Genomic DNA, 18,649 nt, shown 5'->3' with positions numbered 1-18,649 from the left:
CCCTCATCTGCAACTGTTTACCTCGGGGGAGCTACGGCTCCCCTTTTTTTTGCCTGGCGCCAGGGCTAGGTAGGGCAGGGTTGAAGTGTGTTTTAGTGCACTTTATTCATGTTTGAATCAGTAAACATGCGTTAAAATGCATTTTTCTGCCGGGCAGAAGATTCTGAATGCATTAAAAAGCAGGTAAAAAAGTGCTTCGGCTGACTTTGCAACTCTACTGCGCAGGGACATGGGCTGACGCCATGACCTTGAGTTTCGACAGGCCCGAAGAGGGCTTCGCCAGCCCCTGCAGCTTTGGTTACCTGCACCAGTACCTGGTGGACAACCTGGAGGCGGTCGCCAGCCCGCTGGCGCGTTCGGTCAGTGCGCTGATACCTCTGGGGTGGGAGCCATGGCGAGAAGACCGCGCCCCGGCCTTCCTGTATGACCTGGCCCCCACCAAGGCGGCGAGTGGCTTTTTGCTGCGGCAGATCGGCCATGAGCGGCCCGATGGCCTGGGCAGCGAGTTGTTCCTGCTGGCCCGCAGCAATGCGGCGCCCATTGGCAACCTGCGGATCAAGGAGTCCCTGGCAGGGCTGCGCAGGCGTCCGGCCCTGGGCTTCACCCGGGATCAGGTGGTCAGCCTTGATAACCGCTTTGTTGAATACGCCCATGAGCAGGCGGCGGCTTTTGGTGGCACGGCGAGCATCGGCGACGAAGCACCCAAGTTGTTGCTGACTGAAAACCGCGAGGGCTTGTTGTACCCCGATGCGCTGCTTGATGACGCCTCGGCGGCGCGTCACTGGTGGGTGAAGTTCCCGCGCAACCCGGCTTCGGCCAATGACTGCGAGATCCTCAGGAGCGAGTTCCATTACTACCGGGCGCTGCAGCAGTTGGGTATCGAGACCTTGCCGGCTCCCGGGCTGGCCCTGGAAGAGGGGCGCCGGCCGAGCCTGTGGGGGCAGCGTTTTGACCGCCGGCTAACGCCCGCAGGCGTCGAGCGCCTGGCGGTGGAGTCGATCTATTCCCTGGCTGGGCTGGTGGGCCATGGCCAAGGCATGCGCCATACCGAGGTGCTGGGGATACTCGCCGAACTGTGGCGTTCCACGGGCCAGGAGGCGTCGATCCCCGATCTGGTGGCGGACTACCTGCGGCGCGACCTGATCAACAGAATCCTCGGCAACACGGACAATCATGGCCGCACGCTTTCGGTGGTTCGCGCTGATGAGGGGGTGCGTCTGGCCCCGATCCATGACCTGGCGCCCAAGGTCATGGATGACCAGGGGATTGCCCGCACCACCAAATGGCCCGGTCGCATGGAAGTGGCCGGTGAAGTCGACTGGCGCCTGGTGTGCGCCAGCCTCAAGCCGCTGCTCGATCCCGAGCTGGCCTTGACGCGCCTGCGCGCCGATGCCGAACAGCTGCGGGCCCTGCCAGACCTGCTGAGTGCCGGGGGCTTGCCCGAAGCCACCCTGAATCATCCGCGCATTCACCTGCGCCACCTGGATCGACGCCTGCAGGAGTGGGGATTGCGATGAACATGACTGTGGAAGAGCGCGGTGCGCTGATCGACAACATCCAGCAGGAAATGGCGGCCGGTCGCTTGCCCATTGGCGATGCGGTCAAGCGCCTGCGGACCGAGGTCACGGGGCTGCATCAGCACCTGTTTGCTCGAATGTGCCGGATTTCTCTGCGCACCCTGATCCATATCGAACACGGCGACGGCAACCCGACCCTCAAGTCATTGAACGCGGTGTTCCAGCCTTTCGGCCTGCAGATGGGGGTGGTGAAAGTGCAGCGAACCAGCCGCGCCCGTTCGCTGCTCGATGAGCCTGAGCGCTCGGAAAGAAGCCCGGGTGGCCCCGGGCCTTCAGCCCTTGCCTGAGCCTCAGCCGCGCTGCACGTAACCCTTGCCGTAATGCTTTTCCATGCGTGCCTGGATCAGTTCCAGGCCGATGGACAGCAGCCAGTAGATCAGCGCCGCGGTGCTGAGCATCTCGATGTAGCGGTAGCTGGAGCGGCCATAGGACTGGGCCAGGAACATCACCTCCCAGACCCCCATCACCGAGACCAGCGACGAGTCCTTGAGCATCGAGATGAACTGGTTGGTGGCCGGGGGAATGATGGTGCGCATGGCCTGGGGCAAGGTCACCTGCCAGAAGATCACGCTGTCGCTCATGCCCAGGGCCAGGGCCGCCTGGCGCTGGCCATGGGGCACGCCGAGGATACCGGCGCGGAAGATCTCGCTGAGGTAGGCACCGTAGTTCAGCGACAGGGCGATGATCCCCGCGGTGATAGCGCCCGGCACCACCCCCAGTTGCGGCAGGCCGAGGTAGATCAACAGGATCTGGATCAGCAGCGGCGTGCCGCGAAAGAACGAGGCGTAGAAGCTGGCGATGCCGAATGCCACGGCGCTTGAAGACAAGCGCGCCAGGGCGGTGACAAAGCCCAGCAGCGACGAGGCGACGATGGAGCAGGCGCAGAGGAACAGGGTCAGCGCCGCGCCCTGGAGAAAGCCGCTGGGGGACAGGTGCAGGCCCAGCAGGTTCGGCAGCTTGTCGAGGATGATCGAGAACTTCAGCTCGAAGCTCAGGAAGAAACTGGCGAACAGCACCAGCAACGCGGCCCAGGTCAGGTACAGCCGGGTGCGAAAGCCCAGCAGGCGCTTGAGCAGTGGCTCGGCCACCGCGTGCGGCGGCCGGGGAGGTGGGGTGTAGGCGGTCATTGGCTGATGTCGGCGCCGATCCATTTCTGCGACAGCTGGCTCAGGGTGCCGTCCTGCTTCAGCTGGGCGAAGACTTCACGCACCTTGGCGTTCCACTGGGCGTCGCCTTTCTCGATGGCCACCGAGTTGGGCTCGGCGTACAGCGCTTCGCCCGCCAGCTTGAAGCGCGAGTCCTGGGTCAGCCGTGGTTGCGCGGTGACCAGGTTGGTGAGGATCGCATCCAGGCGCACGCCGGGGCCCAGGCCGAGGTCCTGGAAGGCCACGTTGTCGGTGTCGTAGGGGGCGATCTGCACATTCTCGAAGGGGTATTGCAGTTGGGTGTCTTCGGCGCCTTCGATCACCAGGTTCTTGTTCAGGTAACCCTCGTAGCTGGAGGCGGCAGTCAGGCCGACCTTCTTGTCGCTCAGGTCCTTGGCGCCGTGGATCCGCTCATCCTTGGCGTTGACCACGATCACCGCCGGCGAGGCGTAGTACTGCACCGGGAAGTCGAAGACCTCGGCGCGGGCCTTGCTCGGGGTCATGGAGCAGATGCAGATGTCGTAGCGCCCGCTCCAGCGGCCGGCGGCGATCACGTCCCAGGACGGGGTTTCCAGGCGCAGCTTGACCCCCAGCTTGGCGGCCACGGCCTTGGCCACGTCCACATCGAAGCCGTCCAGCTGGTTCTGCTCATTGAGAAAAGAGAAGGGCGGGTAGCTTTCCATCAGCACCCCCACCAGTTCCTTTTTCTGCTCGATACGCTCCAGGGTGGCGCCGGCGAAGGCCTGGGAGGAGGCCGCGAGAAGGGTCAGGCCGAGGGCCAGCAGCGGTTTGAAATTCATCGGAATCCTGACTGAAAAAGAGTTGTTATTAACTGAATGGTGCGTATTTAATAGTTATAAGAACGGCTCCGGTAGTGAGTTATTTTCATAAGCATATGAGTGAAAAGCATATGGGCGCAGGTAGCACGGTAATTCTGGATGGCGGTATGGGTCGCGAGTTGCAGCGCCGTGGTGCGCCGTTCCGGCAACCCGAGTGGTCGGCCCTGGCATTGAGCGAAGACCCGCGAGCGGTGGAAGCGGTACACGCGGCCTACATCGATAGCGGTGCCAACGTGATCACCAGCAACAGCTATGCCGTGGTGCCGTTCCATATCGGCGAAGAACGCTTCGCTGCCGAGGGCCAGGCCCTGGCCTCCCTGGCTGGCGAGCTGGCGCGGCGTGCGGTGCAGGCTTCCGGCAAGCCGGTGCGGGTTGCAGGTTCGTTGCCGCCGCTGTTCGGCTCCTATCGTCCGGACCTGTTCGATGCTGCGCGGGTCAAGGATGTGTTGAGCCCGCTGATCAAGGGCCTGGCGCCCCATGTCGACCTGTGGCTGGCGGAAACCCAGAGCTCCATCGCCGAGGCGCGGGCCATCCACGCCGGCCTGCCCAAGGACGGCAAACCGTTCTGGCTGTCCTTCACCCTGAAGGATGAAGACGTCGATGAAGTGCCGCGCCTGCGTTCCGGCGAGCCGGTGGCCGAAGCGGCGGCGGTGGCGGCGCAGTTGGGAGTGCAGACCCTGCTGTTCAATTGCAGCCAGCCGGAAGTGATTGGTGCGGCGGTGGATGCGGCCCGTGAAACCTTTGAGCGTCTAGGGGTGCAGATCCATATCGGCGTGTACGCCAACGCCTTCCCGCCGCAGCCCGAAGATGCCACCGCCAACGATGGCCTGTGCCCGCTGCGAGAGGACCTGGACCCGCCGGGTTATCTGCACTGGGTGGCGGATTGGCAACAGCGCGGGGCCAGCCATGTGGGCGGTTGCTGCGGCATCGGGCCGGAGCATATTGCGCTGTTGGCGCAGAAGCTCGGTTGAGCCCTTCGCTGGCAAGCCAGCTCCTACCCAGGCCTGTAGGAGCCGGCTTGCCGGCGAAACCCCCGCTTAGCCGCGACACTCCGCCAGTGACTTGAGCTGCCCCGAGCCGCTCTGGTTCTCATCGCTGAGCCATTGTTCGAAGCCCTTGGCGATGGCCGGCCACTCCCCATCGAGGATCGAGAACCACGCGGTATCGCGGTTCTGCCCCTTGGCCACCATGTGCTGGCGAAACACCCCCTCGAAGCTGAAGCCCAAACGTTCCGCGGCGTAGCGCGAGCGGGCATTGGCGTTGTTGCACTTCCATTCCAGGCGCCGATAACCCAGGGCGAAGGCTTCCTTGGCCAGCAGGTACACCGCCTCGGTGCTTCTCGGTGAACGTTGCATCGGTGCACCGAAGGTCACGTGGCCGATCTCGATGCGCCCCTGGGCCGGGACGATCGACATCAGGCTGAGAATGCCCTGTACCTGGCCGCTGGCGCGGTCGATCACGCTGAAGAAGTACGGATCGCTGGCCGCGGCGTTATTGCTCAGCCAGGCATCGAACGCCGGGCGCTCGGGGAAGGGACCGTAAGGCAGGTAGTTCCACAGCACCGGGTCGGCGCCGGGGCCTTGCAGGGCCTGGAACAGGTCGTCGCCATGGCGGGCCGGGTCGAGCCTTTCCAAACGGATGAAGCGCCCTTCAAGCAGGGTGGCCGAAGGGGCGGGTGCGCCCTTCCAATCGGCGAGTGAAGTCGACATGCAGTGGCTCCTTGGCAACTCAGAGGGGTTTGCGGAACTGGATGAAACCCGGGCGCTCGGCAATGCGTTCATACAGCTGGATGGCCGTGGCATTGGTTTCGTGGGTCAGCCAGTGGACCTTGGCGCAGCCGTCCTGCTTGGCCTGGGCGTAGACGAACTCGATCAGCTTGCGGCCGACGCCAGTACCGCGCTGGTCCGGGGTCACCAGCAGGTCCTGCAGGTAGCAGGAATTCTCGATGCTCCAGTTGGAGCGGTGGTAGATGAAATGCACCAGGCCCACGGCGCGCTCGCCGTCCCAGGCCAGGGCGGCGTGGGTCGGCTCGCCGGCATCGAGAAAGCGCTGCCAGGTGCTTTGGCTCACGGCGTCCGGCAGTTCAGTTTGGTAAAAGCGCAGGTAGGCCTGCCACAAGGGCAGCCAGGCGCCGTGGTCGGCAGCGGAAACGGGGCGGATCTGGATCTGGCTCATGAAAGCTCCTTTTTTGTTCTGTACGAAAACCTAGCCCATCAGGTGGGCGAGTTGTTGGTCACGCAGGTCGGTGCTGGCCGCCAGGCCCTCGCGCACCCCGGCGATATCCTCGGCGCTGCGGTTCTGGCTGAGCTTGCGCTTGCCCTCCAGGCGCTGGATCGGCAGGGCAAAGCCGGCAATGGCCCGCAGCATACCGTCGAGGTAGTCGGCCGGGGCATCCGCTACCTTCCACGGCTGGCGGCGGCCGCTTTCGTGGCGTTCGGTCAGGCCCTCCACCACCTTCAACAGCCGCTGCGGATCAGTGAATACCTCGGGCTGGCCATAGGCGTGCACGGCCACGTAGTTCCAGGTCGGTACCACTTTTCCGTGTTCGGCCTTGCTCGGATAGAACGAGGGGCTGACATAGGCGCCCTCGCCAGTGAAAATCACCAGGGCCTCGGCGCCGCTGGCCAGCTCGGCGCACTGAGGGTTGGCCTTGGCCAGATGCCCGTAGAGGGTGCCATTGGGGCCCTGTTCCGGGTCCAGCAACAGCGGCACATGACTGGCCTGCAGGCCCAGGGCGCCCCAGGTCACCAGGGTCGCCAGGCGGCTGTGCTGGATCACCCCGTGCAGGCGGGGCAGGTCTTCATCGACGAAAGCGCGAGGCAGATACATATAGAAAATCCTTGGCGAGTGGCTGCATCCTAGGCAGGCTAATGGTTCGTTGTAAGAGCCATCTATGGTCTATTTCATGGGTCCAATTCCCGGGGCGCCCCGATGAACAGTGCTTTGCCTCCGCTGTCTTTCAACCCTGCCGGCATCCAGCTGGATCGCCGCCAGGGTCTCAGCCGCCAGCTGTACCAGGCCCTGCGCCAGCGGGTGCTGGATGGGCGCCTGGCCAGCGGTACGCGCTTGCCCGCCAGCCGCGACCTGGCCGCGGCATTGGGGATTTCCCGCAACAGCGTGGTGCGCGCCTACGACCAGCTGTATGCCGAAGGCTTTATCGAAGGGCGGGTCGGCGATGGCACCTATGTGGCCCAATTGCCGGAAACCCGGTTACCCATCAAAAAACTATCCACAAAAGTATCCACAGGGTTTTCAACAGGCTTACCCACAGGGTTATCCACAAAATCGGCAGAAACGCCTGGTGATTTATCCAGTAAAGTTATCCACAGCAGTGGCTGGCAGCGCCTGCAAACCCATCATTTGAGTACCCCGCCCAAGGGGCCGCCGCGGGCTTTTCGGGTTGGCGTGCCGGCCTTCGATCTGTTCCCGTTCGAGGTCTGGGCCAAGCTGAATGCGGCTTTCTGGCGCAGGCCGGACCTGCGTCAACTGTGTTACGGCGATTCGGCCGGCGATTTGCGCCTGCGCAGCCTGATTGCCGCCTACCTGCGCAGCGCCCGGGGGCTGCACTGCACGGCTGAACAAATTGTGATCACCTGTGGTGCGCAGCAGGGCATCAGCCTTTGTGCACAGCTGCTGGTGGAGCCCGGCGACAGCGTGGCTGTGGAAAACCCCGGCTACCGCGCCGCCGGCCATGCCTTCGCCGTGGCCGGGGCGCGATTGCGGGGCGTGGCGGTGGATCAGGAGGGCATCGATTGCCGTCAGCTGGAGCAACTGGACAACTGCCGCCTGGCCTATGTCACACCGTCCCACCAGTACCCCACCGGGGTGATCATGAGCCTGGCCCGGCGCCTGGAATTGCTGGCCTGGGCCGAGCGCAGCCAGGGCTGGATCGTCGAGGACGACTATGACGGCGAGTACCGCTACAGCGGCGCTCCGCTGGCGCCCCTGGCAGCCCTGGACCGCCAGGGGCGGGTGATCTACGTCGGCACCTTCGGCAAGGTGGCTTTTCCGGCGCTGCGCCTGGGCTACCTGGTGCTGCCGCCGAACCTGGTGCAGGCCTTTGCCCAGCGCCGGGCGGTGGATGTACGGCATTCGGAAGTCAGTACCCAGGCGGTGATGGCCGAATTCATGGCCGCCGGGCACTTCCAGCGGCATATCCGGCGCATGCGCAGGGCTGCCCTGAGCCGGCGCAATACCTTGCTGGAGGCCTGGCCGACGGTGATCGAGGGGGTAGGGCCGCTGCCCTCGGTGGCTGCCGGGCTGCACTTGACGCTGAAAGTCGACAGCCTGCAGCGAGAGCAGGAGTTGCTGGCGCAGGCCGCGAGTGTCGATGTCGAAGTCAACGGCCTGAGCAGCTACTGGTTGCCGGACACGCCCTTGCCCGAAGACCGGCGGGCCGGGCTGGTGCTGGGGTTTGCCGCGGTGCCGGAGGCCGATATCCGCGCCGCCGTGAGCCGTTTGCGCCAGGCCTGGCGGGTCTGAGCAGGTATACTCCCGGACCTTCCCCTGCCCGAGACTCCTCATGAGCCAGACCCTTTCCATGGCGCCTGAACGCAAGTTCGGCGCCCCGTTGTTCGCCCTGTTGCTCCTGGTAGCCGGGGCCTTGTTCCTGCAAGCCCAGGTGGGCGCACGGCAGGTGCTGCTGTTGCTGTTGGGGGCGGCCCTGGGATTGACCCTGTACCACGCGGCCTTCGGCTTCACCTCGGCCTGGCGGGTGTTTATCCGCGACCGGCGCGGCGCCGGCCTGCGGGCGCAGATGGTGATGCTGGCCCTGGCGGTGCTGCTGTTCTTCCCGGCGCTGGGGGCGGGCAGCCTGTTCGGCCAGCCGGTGGTGGGCCTGGTGGCGCCGGCCGGAGTCTCGGTGATTTTCGGCGCCTTCATCTTCGGCATCGGCATGCAGCTGGGCGGCGGTTGCGCCTCGGGCACGCTGTTCACCGTTGGCGGCGGCAATGCGCGGATGCTGGTGACCCTGGGTTTTTTCATCTGCGGTTCGTTGATCGCCACCCATCACGTCGACTGGTGGTTCGCCCTGCCGTCGCTGCCGCCGATCTCCATCGTCCAGAGCTTCGGCGTGGGGCCGGCGCTGGGCTTGAGCCTGAGCCTGTTCGCCCTGATTGCGGTGCTCACCCTGACCCTGGAAAAGCGCCGTCACGGCAACCTCGAAGCCCCGGTCGCTAGCGCGCACCAGGGCTGGCGCCGCTTGCTGCGTGGCCCTTGGCCGCTGGTCTGGGGCGCGGTGGCCCTGGCCCTGCTGAACTTTGCCACCCTGGCCCTGGCCGGACGCCCATGGGGCATTACCTCGGCGTTCGCCCTGTGGGGTGCCAAGGTTGCCAACGGGTTGGGTGTGGACGTGGGCAGTTGGGTGTTCTGGCAGGGCGCGGCGAATGCCAAGGCCCTGGCAGCCCCAGTGTGGCAGGACATCACCAGCGTCATGGACATCGGCATCGTCCTGGGGGCGCTGCTGGCAGCGGGGTTGGCGGGACGTTTTGCGCGAACCTGAAGATCCCGGCCCGCTCCCTGATGGCGGCGGTGATTGGCGGCCTGCTGCTGGGCTACGGCTCGCGCCTGGCCTATGGCTGCAACATCGGCGCCTACTTCAGCGGCATCGCCTCCGGCAGCCTGCACGGCTGGCTATGGCTGGTGGCGGCCTTTATCGGCAACGGCGTGGGTGTGCGCCTGCGGCCCTGGTTCTTCGCCGAAGAGCGCAGCCCCCAAGGCCTCAGCGGCTGCTGAAGGCACAGCTGTAGGAGCCGGCTTGCCGGCGAACCCGGCGCCGCGGTCTATCGCCAACCGCGCCACCGTCGTCCGCCGGCAACCCGCACACCGCCGCTGGGCTGCTGACGAATCAGGTCCCGGACTTGATCTTGGTCCAGGCCCGGGTCCGCGCCCGCTCCGCATCACGGGGCAACGGCTGCAGCGTGTACAGGGTGCTCATGGCTGCTTCCGTTGGATACAGGTTGGGGTTGTTGCGGATCGAAGGGTCCACCAGTTCGGTGGCGTCCTTGTTCGGGTTCGGATAACCGACAAAGTCGCTGACCGGGGCAATCACCTGGGGTTGCAGCAGGTAGTTGATGAAGGTGTAGGCATCTTCCTGGTTCTTCGCGCCCTTGGGGATCGCCAGCATGTCGAACCAGATCGGCGCGCCTTCCTTGGGCAGGCGCATGTCCACGGTCACGCCGTTCTTGGCTTCCTTGGCGCGGTTGGCGGCCTGGGAGAAGCTCCCCGAGTAGCCCACCGCCACGCAGATATCGCCGTTGGCGATGTCGGCCATGTACTTGGACGAGTGGAAGTAGGTGATGTACGGGCGGATCTTCATCAGCAGCGCTTCAGCCTTCTCGTAGTCCGCCGGCTTCTTGCTGTTGGGGTCCAGGCCCAGGTGCTGCAGGGCCAGGGGCAGGATTTCCGAAGGCGAATCCAGCAAGGCCACGCCGCACTGCTTGAGCTTGCTGATGTTCTCTTCCTTGAAAATCAGGTCCCAGCTGTCCACCGGTGCCTGGTCTCCCAGGGCGGCCTTGATCTTGGCCGGGTTGAAGCCGATCAGGATGGTGCCGTACATGTAGGGCACGGCGAACTGGTTGCCCGGGTCGTTGGCTTCGATCAGCTTCATCAGCTTGGGATCGAGGTGGTTCCAGTTGGGCAGCTTGCTGCGGTCCAGGGGCTGGAACACCCCGGCCTCGATCTGCTTGGCCAGGAACACGTTGGACGGCACCACCACGTCATACCCGGAGTTGCCGGTGAGCAGCTTGGCCTCCAGGGCTTCGTTGGTGTCGAAGATGTCGTACACCAGCTTCACCTGGCTGTTCTGGGCCTTGAAATCCTCCAGGGCCTTGGGGGTGATGTAGTCGAACCAGTTGTAGACCCGCAGGGTGCGTTCTTCGGCGTGGGCAGCGGTGCCCAGCAGGCTGGCGCACAGGGCCGGAACGATAAGGCGTTGCAAACTTTTCATCGGGCGAATCCTCACTGGGCGCTTTGAAAGCCTTCGAGAACGTTGACGGCGTTGATGCCGATTTCTGCCACCGCGTAACCGCCTTCCATGACGAACAGCGTCGGCTTGCCGAGGGCGGCGATGCGCTTGCCCATGGCCAGGTAATCCGGGCTGTCGAGTTTGAATTGCGAGATCGGGTCGTCCTTGAAGGTGTCCACGCCCAGGGACACCACGATGATGTCGGCGTCATAGCGCTGGATCTCGTTGCAGGCCTGCTCCAGGGCCGCGCTCCACACGTCCCAGCCGCTGCCGGCGGCCAGCGGGTAGTTGAAGTTGTAGCCTTCGCCCAGGCCTTCGCCGCATTCGTCGGCGTAACCCAGGAAGAACGGGAACTCGGCTTCCGGGTGGCCATGGATCGAGGTGAAGAGCACGTCGCTGCGCTCATAGAAGATCGACTGGGTGCCGTTGCCGTGGTGGTAGTCGACGTCGAGGATCGCGACTTTTTTATGGCCCTGATCGAGGAACGCCTGGGCGGCGATGGCGGCGTTGTTCAGGTAGCAGTAGCCACCCATCAGGTCGCCGGCGGCGTGGTGTCCCGGCGGCCGGCACAGGGCGAAGGCACTGCGGGCGCCGCGCTGGATCACCGCCTGGGCGGTGAGGGCCACCTGGGCTGCGCTATAGGCCGCCTGCCAGGTGCCAGCGGTGATCGGCGCGCCGCCGTCGAAGCTGTAGTAGCCGAGTTGGCCGTGGAGGCTGGTGGGGATCACGCTGCGCAGGGTGCGCGCCGGCCAGGTGTAGGGCAGCAGGTCGCCGTCGATGCCCTGGGCCGCCCAGCGCGCCCAGGCGCCCTTGAAGAACTCCAGGTAGGCGCGGCTGTGGACGCGCTCGATGGGCCCCAGGCCGAAATCCTTGGGCGCCTCGACGGGGCCGAGGTTGCGGTACTTCACCCGGTCCAGCACGTGGTCGGCCCGGGAAGGCATTTCGAAGCAGGGCATCAGTTGCCCGTCGATCAGTTCGCAACGGCCGTGGTGCAGGTGGTGATCATCCGAGTAGATCGTCAGCATTTTCTTGTTCTCCGCAGGCTGATTCGGTGGATCACAGTCTTGCGGGGCGCGGGGTTTCGGAGAACGGCAGGAGCGGCCAAAAGGGGATTGATCTGGCCAAAGTGTTTGACCGAAATTCGCCCCTTAAAGAGGCGTGGCGCCCCGTTGCGGGGCGCCATCGACTTCAACCGACGGCTGGGGCGGGAACATAGCGTTGCAGGACCTTGCGCATGTCCTCGCGTTTTTTCCGGGCGATGGCTTCGAGCAATAGCGTGTAGCCCTTCTTCTCGCAGTGCTGGCCGACATTCGGGTCGGCGCCTTTTTCCAGCAGCAGGCTGAACAGCTCCAGGGTGTCCTGCTGGCTGACGTAGGGCGCCTTGTCGTCGGCGGAGGTCTTGTCGGCGACCAGGGTCAGCAGGCTTTCGCCCACCGGCTGGTTGTAGCAGGTACCACGGCCGTAGCTCAGGTTGAGGTTGGCGCCAGCCTCTATCAACTGCCTCATGGCCACGTAGTTGTTGCCCGAGAACGCCCGGTACAGCGCGGTTTCGCCATCCTCGGTTTTGCGCAGGTCGAGGTTTTGCGGGTACTGCATCAGCCAGCTGAAGCCTTGCAGGCTGCGCTTCTGCTCGGCCATCTGCATCAGCGGCGTCTGGCCCTGGCTGTCCGGCTCGTCGATGGCCACCCCGGCGTCGATGAGGAACTTCAAACGCCCGCCCTGGCTCAGGTCGGGGCTGTCGCCGAGGTCGCGGCGCATGGCCAGGGTCGCCAGGGTGGTCCAGTTGTACAGGCCACGGGTGTGGGCGCCGTGTTCCAGCAGCAGCCGGGCGATGTCCAGGCGCGGTGCGTCCAGGGCGTGCAACAGGGCGCTGCGGCCATCGTCGGCCATGACCTCGCCGCTGATGCCCGTGGCCAGCAGGCGCTGCACCTCGGCCAGGTCGCCGGCATCCACGGCGTCCACCAGCGGCCAGAAGGCCTGGCAGGCCTGGGGATTGGCGGCGTTCAGGCCCAGGCGCTGCAGCACCCGCGGCGGGATGCTCATCTGGCGTTGCAGGCGCAGGCCGCAATACACCCGGTAACCCTCGATGGCCCGGCCCTGGTGGATGTTGTCCAAGGTTCGTAGCTGGTAGATCGCCCAGTCCAGGTCCGCCAGGTTGAGATAGGTCGGCATGCGCCCGGGATCACGGCGCAGCACTTCCTTGAGCCAGGGGCGGGCAGTGCGCAGCTGGCCGGCCTCGCTGGCCCAGTAGGCGATGTCATTGAGCAGGTGGGGGTATTCACGGCGGTCGGTGGCGATGCTGCGAAAGTCATGCTCGACGAAGAAGTCCTCCACCTCGAAGAGGCCCGGCTGCTTGTCCTTGGCGATGCGCAACTGTTCGTGCAGCGCGCGAAACTGTTTCCAGACGCTGTCCGGATCCGGGGCCTGCGCGGGTACATAGGCGTTGAGGGTGAGCGGCCCGCTACCGTGGGTGAAGGGGCGGAACCACGCTGGGAATGTCTGCAGGGCCTGCAACCATTGCGCTCCGGTTTCCTCGCTGATGGGTTGCAGCGGGGTGAAATCCATCTGGGTCAGGTCCTGGCGGTGACTGATCGCCAGCAGCGGGTGCTGCGGATCGCGCTGGTCGATCAGCAGGTAGCGTTGGCTCAGTTGCCAATCGGCTGGCACCGAGCAGTCGAAGTCCAGGGGCGTCAGGCTGATGCCGGGGGCCAGGGTATTGCTGGTGGGCCAGTGGTCGGTGACCCGCACCGGGTTCTCCGGAGACACGCAAGCCCGCAGCTCTTTGGGGCTGAACAGGGCAATCGGCGGCGACTTGTAGACCCGCTGCTGGTAGTCCAGGTCTTGATAGGCGTTGAGGTAGAACAGCCCGCGATACTGGGTCAGGATGATCCGCGCCGGCACCCGCGCTAGGCCCGGCAGGGGGAACGGCTGGAGCTGCAGGGTGGCGGTTTCCGGGTAGTCGATGACGAAGTGGCGGACCGCCCCCGACCATTTGATCCCGGCCAGGTCCGGATCGAAGGCCTGGGCGACGGGGGCGCCAGCCAGCAGCGCCAACGCCAGGCCAAGCCGGCGAATCCTGATGCGCCGGGCGATGGCGCTTGAGAAGAGGTTCAACGTTGCAGTCCCTTGCCGGTAGAAAGCTCGGCAATGTAATGCAATCGGTGGTTTTTTGCCGGGCTTTGTCTCGGGCCTGAAACAGGCTCGGCACCGCGCCTCAAAGACGAAACGCCGTCGCGGGCGGTGGCGGCGCAAAGCCTTGCAGCACCTTGAGCATGTCGTCGCGCTTGCGCCGGGCGATGATCTCCAGCAGCCAGGTGTAGCCGTTGTTCCGGCAGTAGCGGCCGACGTTGGGATCGGCGCCACGCTGCAGAAGCAGGGTGAACATGTCCAGGCTCTCTTGCTGGCTGACCCAGGGATTGATGACCTCGGGCGAGCCCTGTTCAGCGACGATCATCAGTAGGCTTTCGCGGGTGGGCTGCTTGTCGCAAACATAGCGGCCATAACCCAGGTTAAGGTCGGCGCCGGCTGCTATCAGTTGCCTGGCAGCGGCGTAGTTGCCCGCCTTGAGCGCCAGGTACAGCGCCGTTACGGCGTCCGGCCCGCTGCGTTTGTCGAGGTTCTGTGGGTGTTGCAGCAGCCAGTTGAAGCGCTCGATATCATCGCGCTCCTTGGCCATTTCCTGCAGTGCGGTGCCGCCCTGGATATCCTGCTCATCGATTGCCGCGCCGGCTTGCAGCAGGAAATTGAGGCGTGTGGCCTGGTTCAGGTCCGGGTTGTCCTTGAGGTCGCGGCGCATGGCCAGGACCACCTGGGTGCGGCCGTTGTATTGGCCATCGGGGCGGGCGCCATGGGCCAGCAGCAGCCGGGCGATATCCAGGTCTGGTTTATCCAGCGCGTGCAACAGTGCCGGGCGCCCATCGGTGCCTATGACGTCGCCACGCAGGCCGTTGTGCAGCAGGCGCCGGACTTCGGCTGCGTCGCCTTGGTCCACGGCTACCACCAGTGGCCAGGAGCCCTGGCAAGCCTGTTCGCTGGCCGTTTCCAGCCCCAGGCGCTGGGTGACCCTGGCGGGTACCCCAAGCTGGCGCTGCAGGCGCAGCCCGCAGTACAGCCGATAGTTCTCCATGGCCCGGCCCAGGTGCCTGGAGTTCGCGGGATCCTGTTGGTACAGGCGCCAATCCAGATCCGCCAGGTTCAGATAGGTGGGGATGCGTCCAGGGTCGCGGCGCAGTACGTACGCCAGCCAGGGCCGGGCGCTCTGCAACTGGCCAGCCTCGGTGGCCCAATAGGCGATGTCGTTGAGCAGGCCGGGGTAGGCACTGCGCTCGGGGGCGATAGCGCGAAAGTCATGGCGGGTGAAGAAGTCTTCGACCTGGGCGATGCCCGGGGCCTTGTCCTTGGCAGCGCGCAATTGTGCGTGCAGTTGGCGAAATTCGGTCCAGGCCTGGTCCGCAGTTGATGCCGCGGCATAGGGCTTGATCATCAGTTGGCCAGTGCTGGCATTGAACGGCTCGAGCAACTGGGGATACTTGCGCAGGGCTTGTAGCCATTGCTGCTGCAGCTCGGGGCCGATCGGTTGCAGCGGGATGAAGTCAATCTGCGCCTCGCCCTGGCGATGACCGATGGCCAGCAACGGCCGCAAGGGGTCACGGTTGTCCACCAGCAGGTAGCGATTGCTGAGCTGCCATTCCGGGCTCTGGCAGTCGAAACTCAGTTTGCTCAGACTCAGGGCTGATTCCAGCTGGTGGCTCTTCGGCCAGTTGTCCGTGGCTTCAACCGGGCGTTGCTCTGGTACACAGGCCTGCAGTTCCTGGGTGCTGAACAGTGGCAGAGGCGGCGATTTGTAGACCCGCTGTCGGTACTGCGAATCCCCGTAGCCATTGAGATAGAACAGCCCGCGGTATTGGCTGAGGATCACCCGTGCCGGTGTCTGGGCCAGCCCGGGCATGGCGAATGGTTCGAGTTGCAGCGTGGCGGTTTCCGGATCGTCCAGGAGGATGTCGCGCTGCATTTCCCACCAGCGGATCTTCCATAGGTCGAAGGCCTGGGCGGCAGGTGCGCCGGCCAGCAGCGCCAGCGCCAGGCAAACCCCGCGGATGCCGACATGTCGGGCGATGGCGCGTGTGGATAAGTTCAACGTTGCAGTCCCTTGCCGGTAGAAAGGTCGGCAATGTAATGCAATCGGCGGCTTTGTGCCGGGGTTTGTCTCAGGGCCGGAACTGGCTCGGCGCCACGCCGCTCCAGCGGATGAAGGCATGGCGAAAACTCGCGGTTTCGCTGAAGCCCAGGGCCTCGGCGATGCGGTAGATGGGCAGTTGGTCTTCGCAGAGCATCTGCTTGGCCCGTTCGAAACGCAGTTCGTCCAGCAGCTCCTGATAGCTGCAACCCAGGTCCCGCAGGTGGCGGCGCAGGGTCCGGGCCGAGCAGTTCATCTGTTCCGCCAGCCCCTCCAGCCCCGGCGCGGCGTCCAGCTGCGCCGCCAGCAACTGGCGGATACGCCCCAGCCAGGCCTGGCGCCCGGTGAACTCGGTGTTCTGCTTGCGGCAGCGTTCGGCCATGGCCTGATGGGTGATCACATCCGCCAGGGGCAGGGGCTGGTCGAGCCAGCGCTGGTCGAAGGCGAAGGCGTTGCTGCGGGCGTCGAACTGCAGCGGGCAGTCGAAGGGTTCGCGGTAGTGCTGTTGATAGTCCGGCGCCGGGTAGTCGAAGCGCGCTCCCAGCAGCGGCAAGGGGTGGCCCAGCAGGTCGTCGCAGATGACCTTCATCGACACCAGGCAGAACTCGGTGTTGAACGCCGCCAGTGCCGGGCATTCGCGGTAGTCGGCGGCGGTCAGCCAGATGCGCGCGCCGTCGGTTTCCAGGCTCAGTTCGAAAAGTGTTCCCATCAGCGCCGGATAGCGCAGCGCCAGGCGCAAAGCGTCACCTAAGGTGGCACTGGTGAGCAGGGCATAGCCGAGCATGCCGTAGGAGGACACGTGCATCCGCCGGCCCAGTTCCAGGCCGATGTCCCGTTGCAGGGCCACGGCATTGGCGCACACCAGCATCTCCTGGTTGGTGGTGATGCGAGTGTCGGCGCGGCTCAGGTCGGCGGGGTTTATACCGCTGCCGGCCAACAGCGTGTCGCCGTCCTGGCCCTGTTCCTTGAAGGTGTTGAGCACCAGTGAAACCGCATTGAGGGTGGTGAGGTGCGAGTGCAGCATGCGCAGATTCCAGCCTGGGAAAGACCCTTAACCGGAGCAAGTTGCATGCCGCCCGCGCTCGGACCTGTGGTTTGCCGGCCTGCTGCAGGCGGCATTCCGGGGGTTGTGTGGCTAGTGACTTGGCGCTTTGATTGGTGCAACCTGCCTGCCATTCACCGCCTGAGGTGGCGGTGCAGCAACCCCGATAAAGGATTATGTATGACCCTCATCCCTGCGCATTCCCTGCTTCTGCTGTCCGGCTTGCTCCTGAGTTCGCTGTGCCTGGCCGAGGCTGAGCCAGGCAGCGAAAGCACCCTCAAGGACTCTGCCAAGTCAGCCGTCTCGTCAGCCATTTCGGCAGGCAAGAACCTTTTGGGCGGCGTCAGCGAAGGTGTGCTCGATGGTCGCCAATCGGCGCAAGGCGTCGACGGTGCCTCGATCATTTCCTCCCGTGAGCAAATGAAAGGCCGCGTCGATGTCCAGGTATTGAAGACCGAAGCCGTCGGCGACAGCTTCAACGTCACCCTGGGTTTCAAGAACAGCAGCGACAGCCAGTTGCGGCTGATCAACCTCAAGCAGACCGGCGCCCTGCTGGCGATCGACCAGGACGGTTACGCCAACAACCTGACGGCCAGCCTCGACAACCCGGACGAAGTCACCATCCCGGCCAAGGCGGCCGTGCGGCAGAAGTTCGTGTTTGAAGGGCCGATCGAGAGTTCGAGTTCGGTGCGGGTCTGGGGCCAGGATTACTCGGTCAAGAAGTAACCCGAGCGCCATCCCCTGCTTGTCGTCGAGCCGGCGGCTACCGCAGTAGCTGCCGGCTCCCGAGCGCGAGCTTCAGCTCAGCTCGCCACACAGGTCCAATTCCACCAGGCGCCGCACTTCGGCGGTTTCCAAGCCCGCGCCGAGCAGGGCGTTGAGCTTGCCGAACGCCGCCTCGCGGGTCATGCCGCCACCGGACAGCACGCCCACGCCGCGCAGGCGGCTGCCGGCTTCGTAGATGTCCAGCTCGACACCGCCTTCATGGCACTGGGTCACGGCTACCACCACGACCCCGCGCTCATGGGCGCGCTTGAGGCTGGCGAGGAAGGCCGGGTTGTCGCTGGGCCCGGTGCCGCTGCCGAAGCACTCCAGGACCAGGGCCTGGATTCCGCTGCCTAGCACGCCGTCCAGCAGTTCGGCGCCGATGCCGGGGAACAGCGGCAGCACGCCGACTTTGGCCAGTTGCCTGGCTTGGCGGTAATCCAGTCCGGCAGGAATCGCCTCGGCCCTGGCCGCGCCGCCATTGCGCTTCAGGGCGGCGAACGGGTGCCGGCCGTAGCTGCGGATCTTCGCGCAGCGGGTCGGTGCCAGCAGCTCGCCGTGGAAGTACAGGTGCACCCCCGGTGCCAGGCCCTGGCCCAGGGCCAGCAGGGCGCCACTGAGGTTTTCCCAGGCATCGCTGTCGGGCACCCCGGCCGGCAGCATCGAACCGGTGAAGACCACCCGCGCCGGCAGGCCCAGCAGCTGGAAGCTCATGGCCGCGGCGCTGTAGGCCAGGGTGTCGGTGCCGTGCAGGATCAGCACGCTGTCGCAGCCCTGTACCTCGACGGCCTCGACCACCGCTTCACGCAGGCGCTGCCAGTAGTCGGGGGTCATGTTGGCGCTGTCGATCAGCGGCGCCATCTCGCGAAAGCGCCAGGCCGGCACCACCAGTTCGGGCTGGCTGTCGAGGTAGGCGCGCATCCGCACGTCGAAGCCGGACGCCGGGGCCAGGCCGTCGGCGCTGGCCTGCATGCCGATGGTGCCACCGGTGTAGAGCACCATGACGTGCTGGGCGGCAGGGTAGGTCGAAGGGTTCATGGGATTCTCCGAAACGGTGAGTTCCTGTGGGAGCGGGCAAGGCCGCCCCCACATTTATCGAACTGTAACCGACGGATGCAGAGGATGCGCCCGTCGTTTACCC

At 65.1% G+C, this 18,649-nt stretch carries 15 protein-coding genes and 2 pseudogenes; 6 read left to right on the top strand and 11 right to left on the bottom strand.

Translation table 11 applies throughout. The features are described from left to right. Positions 1-242 precede the first annotated feature (242 nt). Both ACZ5BO_RS00635 and ACZ5BO_RS00630 read left to right on the top strand, forming a co-directional pair. On the top strand, positions 243-1,517 hold the full coding sequence (locus ACZ5BO_RS00635) for a type II toxin-antitoxin system HipA family toxin (protein WP_464697719.1): 1,275 nt from the start codon (positions 243-245) through the stop codon (positions 1,515-1,517). Continuing rightward, positions 1,514-1,780, top strand: a pseudogene (locus ACZ5BO_RS00630) (helix-turn-helix domain-containing protein); the annotation flags it as partial. The gene ACZ5BO_RS00635 and the pseudogene ACZ5BO_RS00630, both read left to right, overlap by 4 nt. 87 nt (positions 1,781-1,867) lie before the next feature. Here the strand turns inward: ACZ5BO_RS00630 and ACZ5BO_RS00625 are convergent. Both ACZ5BO_RS00625 and ACZ5BO_RS00620 read right to left on the bottom strand, forming a co-directional pair. Continuing rightward, the gene (locus ACZ5BO_RS00625; RefSeq protein ID WP_464697717.1) at positions 1,868-2,704 is read right to left on the bottom strand and encodes an amino acid ABC transporter permease; all 837 of its coding nucleotides are present in this window, start codon (positions 2,702-2,704) and stop codon (positions 1,868-1,870) included. Next, on the bottom strand, positions 2,701-3,522 hold the full coding sequence (locus tag ACZ5BO_RS00620) for an ABC transporter substrate-binding protein (protein WP_464697715.1): 822 nt from the start codon (positions 3,520-3,522) through the stop codon (positions 2,701-2,703). The genes ACZ5BO_RS00625 and ACZ5BO_RS00620 overlap by 4 nt, the downstream gene beginning before the upstream one ends. A gap of 110 nt (positions 3,523-3,632) precedes the next feature. On the opposite strand from ACZ5BO_RS00620, the gene ACZ5BO_RS00615 reads away from it, so the two are divergent. Further along, positions 3,633-4,532: a homocysteine S-methyltransferase family protein gene (locus ACZ5BO_RS00615; RefSeq protein ID WP_464697713.1), complete on the top strand. Its 900-nt coding sequence runs from the start codon at positions 3,633-3,635 to the stop codon at positions 4,530-4,532. A 66-nt stretch (positions 4,533-4,598) separates the two neighbouring features. On the opposite strand, the gene ACZ5BO_RS00610 is transcribed toward ACZ5BO_RS00615, so the two are convergent. Genes ACZ5BO_RS00610 through ACZ5BO_RS00600 form a run of 3 tightly spaced genes read right to left on the bottom strand, consistent with a single transcriptional unit; the run spans position 4,599 to position 6,390 of the window. Beyond that, positions 4,599-5,270 (bottom strand): GNAT family N-acetyltransferase, encoded by a 672-nt coding sequence (locus tag ACZ5BO_RS00610; protein ID WP_464697711.1) that lies wholly within the window; start codon positions 5,268-5,270, stop codon positions 4,599-4,601. Positions 5,271-5,289: 19 nt separating this feature from the next. Next, positions 5,290-5,736, bottom strand: a complete 447-nt coding sequence (locus tag ACZ5BO_RS00605) for an N-acetyltransferase family protein (RefSeq protein ID WP_464697709.1) — start codon at positions 5,734-5,736, stop codon at positions 5,290-5,292. Positions 5,737-5,766: 30 nt separating this feature from the next. After that, positions 5,767-6,390, bottom strand: a complete 624-nt coding sequence (locus ACZ5BO_RS00600; protein WP_464697707.1) for an FMN-binding negative transcriptional regulator — start codon at positions 6,388-6,390, stop codon at positions 5,767-5,769. Between the two features lie 102 nt (positions 6,391-6,492). On the opposite strand from ACZ5BO_RS00600, the gene pdxR reads away from it, so the two are divergent. Then, positions 6,493-8,043: a MocR-like pyridoxine biosynthesis transcription factor PdxR gene (gene pdxR, locus ACZ5BO_RS00595; RefSeq protein ID WP_464697705.1), complete on the top strand. Its 1,551-nt coding sequence runs from the start codon at positions 6,493-6,495 to the stop codon at positions 8,041-8,043. A 40-nt stretch (positions 8,044-8,083) separates the two neighbouring features. Then, a pseudogene (locus ACZ5BO_RS00590) lies at positions 8,084-9,294 on the top strand (YeeE/YedE family protein). Positions 9,295-9,406: 112 nt separating this feature from the next. Here the strand turns inward: ACZ5BO_RS00590 and ACZ5BO_RS00585 are convergent. The 5 genes from ACZ5BO_RS00585 to ACZ5BO_RS00565 form a co-directional block, all read right to left on the bottom strand. Continuing rightward, positions 9,407-10,507 carry a polyamine ABC transporter substrate-binding protein gene (locus tag ACZ5BO_RS00585; RefSeq protein WP_464697703.1) on the bottom strand — a complete coding sequence of 367 codons (1,101 nt, stop codon included), beginning with the start codon at positions 10,505-10,507 and terminating at the stop codon, positions 9,407-9,409. 11 nt (positions 10,508-10,518) lie between these two features. Next, a complete protein-coding gene (locus tag ACZ5BO_RS00580; protein ID WP_464697701.1) occupies positions 10,519-11,550 on the bottom strand; it encodes a histone deacetylase family protein in 1,032 nt (343 codons plus the stop codon). A gap of 163 nt (positions 11,551-11,713) precedes the next feature. Then, positions 11,714-13,639, bottom strand: coding sequence for an ankyrin repeat domain-containing protein (locus ACZ5BO_RS00575; RefSeq protein WP_464697699.1), 1,926 nt, complete (start codon positions 13,637-13,639; stop codon positions 11,714-11,716). 100 nt (positions 13,640-13,739) lie between these two features. After that, a complete protein-coding gene (locus ACZ5BO_RS00570; RefSeq protein WP_464697697.1) occupies positions 13,740-15,662 on the bottom strand; it encodes an ankyrin repeat domain-containing protein in 1,923 nt (640 codons plus the stop codon). 70 nt (positions 15,663-15,732) lie between these two features. Next, positions 15,733-16,725, bottom strand: a complete 993-nt coding sequence (locus ACZ5BO_RS00565) for an AraC family transcriptional regulator (RefSeq protein WP_025131527.1) — start codon at positions 16,723-16,725, stop codon at positions 15,733-15,735. Positions 16,726-16,923: 198 nt separating this feature from the next. Between ACZ5BO_RS00565 and ACZ5BO_RS00560 the strand changes: the two genes are divergently transcribed. Continuing rightward, the gene (locus tag ACZ5BO_RS00560; RefSeq protein ID WP_464697695.1) at positions 16,924-17,469 is read left to right on the top strand and encodes a hypothetical protein; all 546 of its coding nucleotides are present in this window, start codon (positions 16,924-16,926) and stop codon (positions 17,467-17,469) included. A gap of 72 nt (positions 17,470-17,541) precedes the next feature. On the opposite strand, the gene ACZ5BO_RS00555 is transcribed toward ACZ5BO_RS00560, so the two are convergent. Further along, positions 17,542-18,546 carry an asparaginase gene (locus ACZ5BO_RS00555; protein ID WP_464697693.1) on the bottom strand — a complete coding sequence of 335 codons (1,005 nt, stop codon included), beginning with the start codon at positions 18,544-18,546 and terminating at the stop codon, positions 17,542-17,544. Positions 18,547-18,649 lie beyond the last annotated feature (103 nt).

The sequence above is a fragment of the Pseudomonas sp. FFPRI_1 genome, from assembly GCF_055384485.1.
The sequence above is the reverse complement of the archived record's forward strand: the minus strand, read 5'-3'. Positions and strand labels throughout refer to the sequence as shown.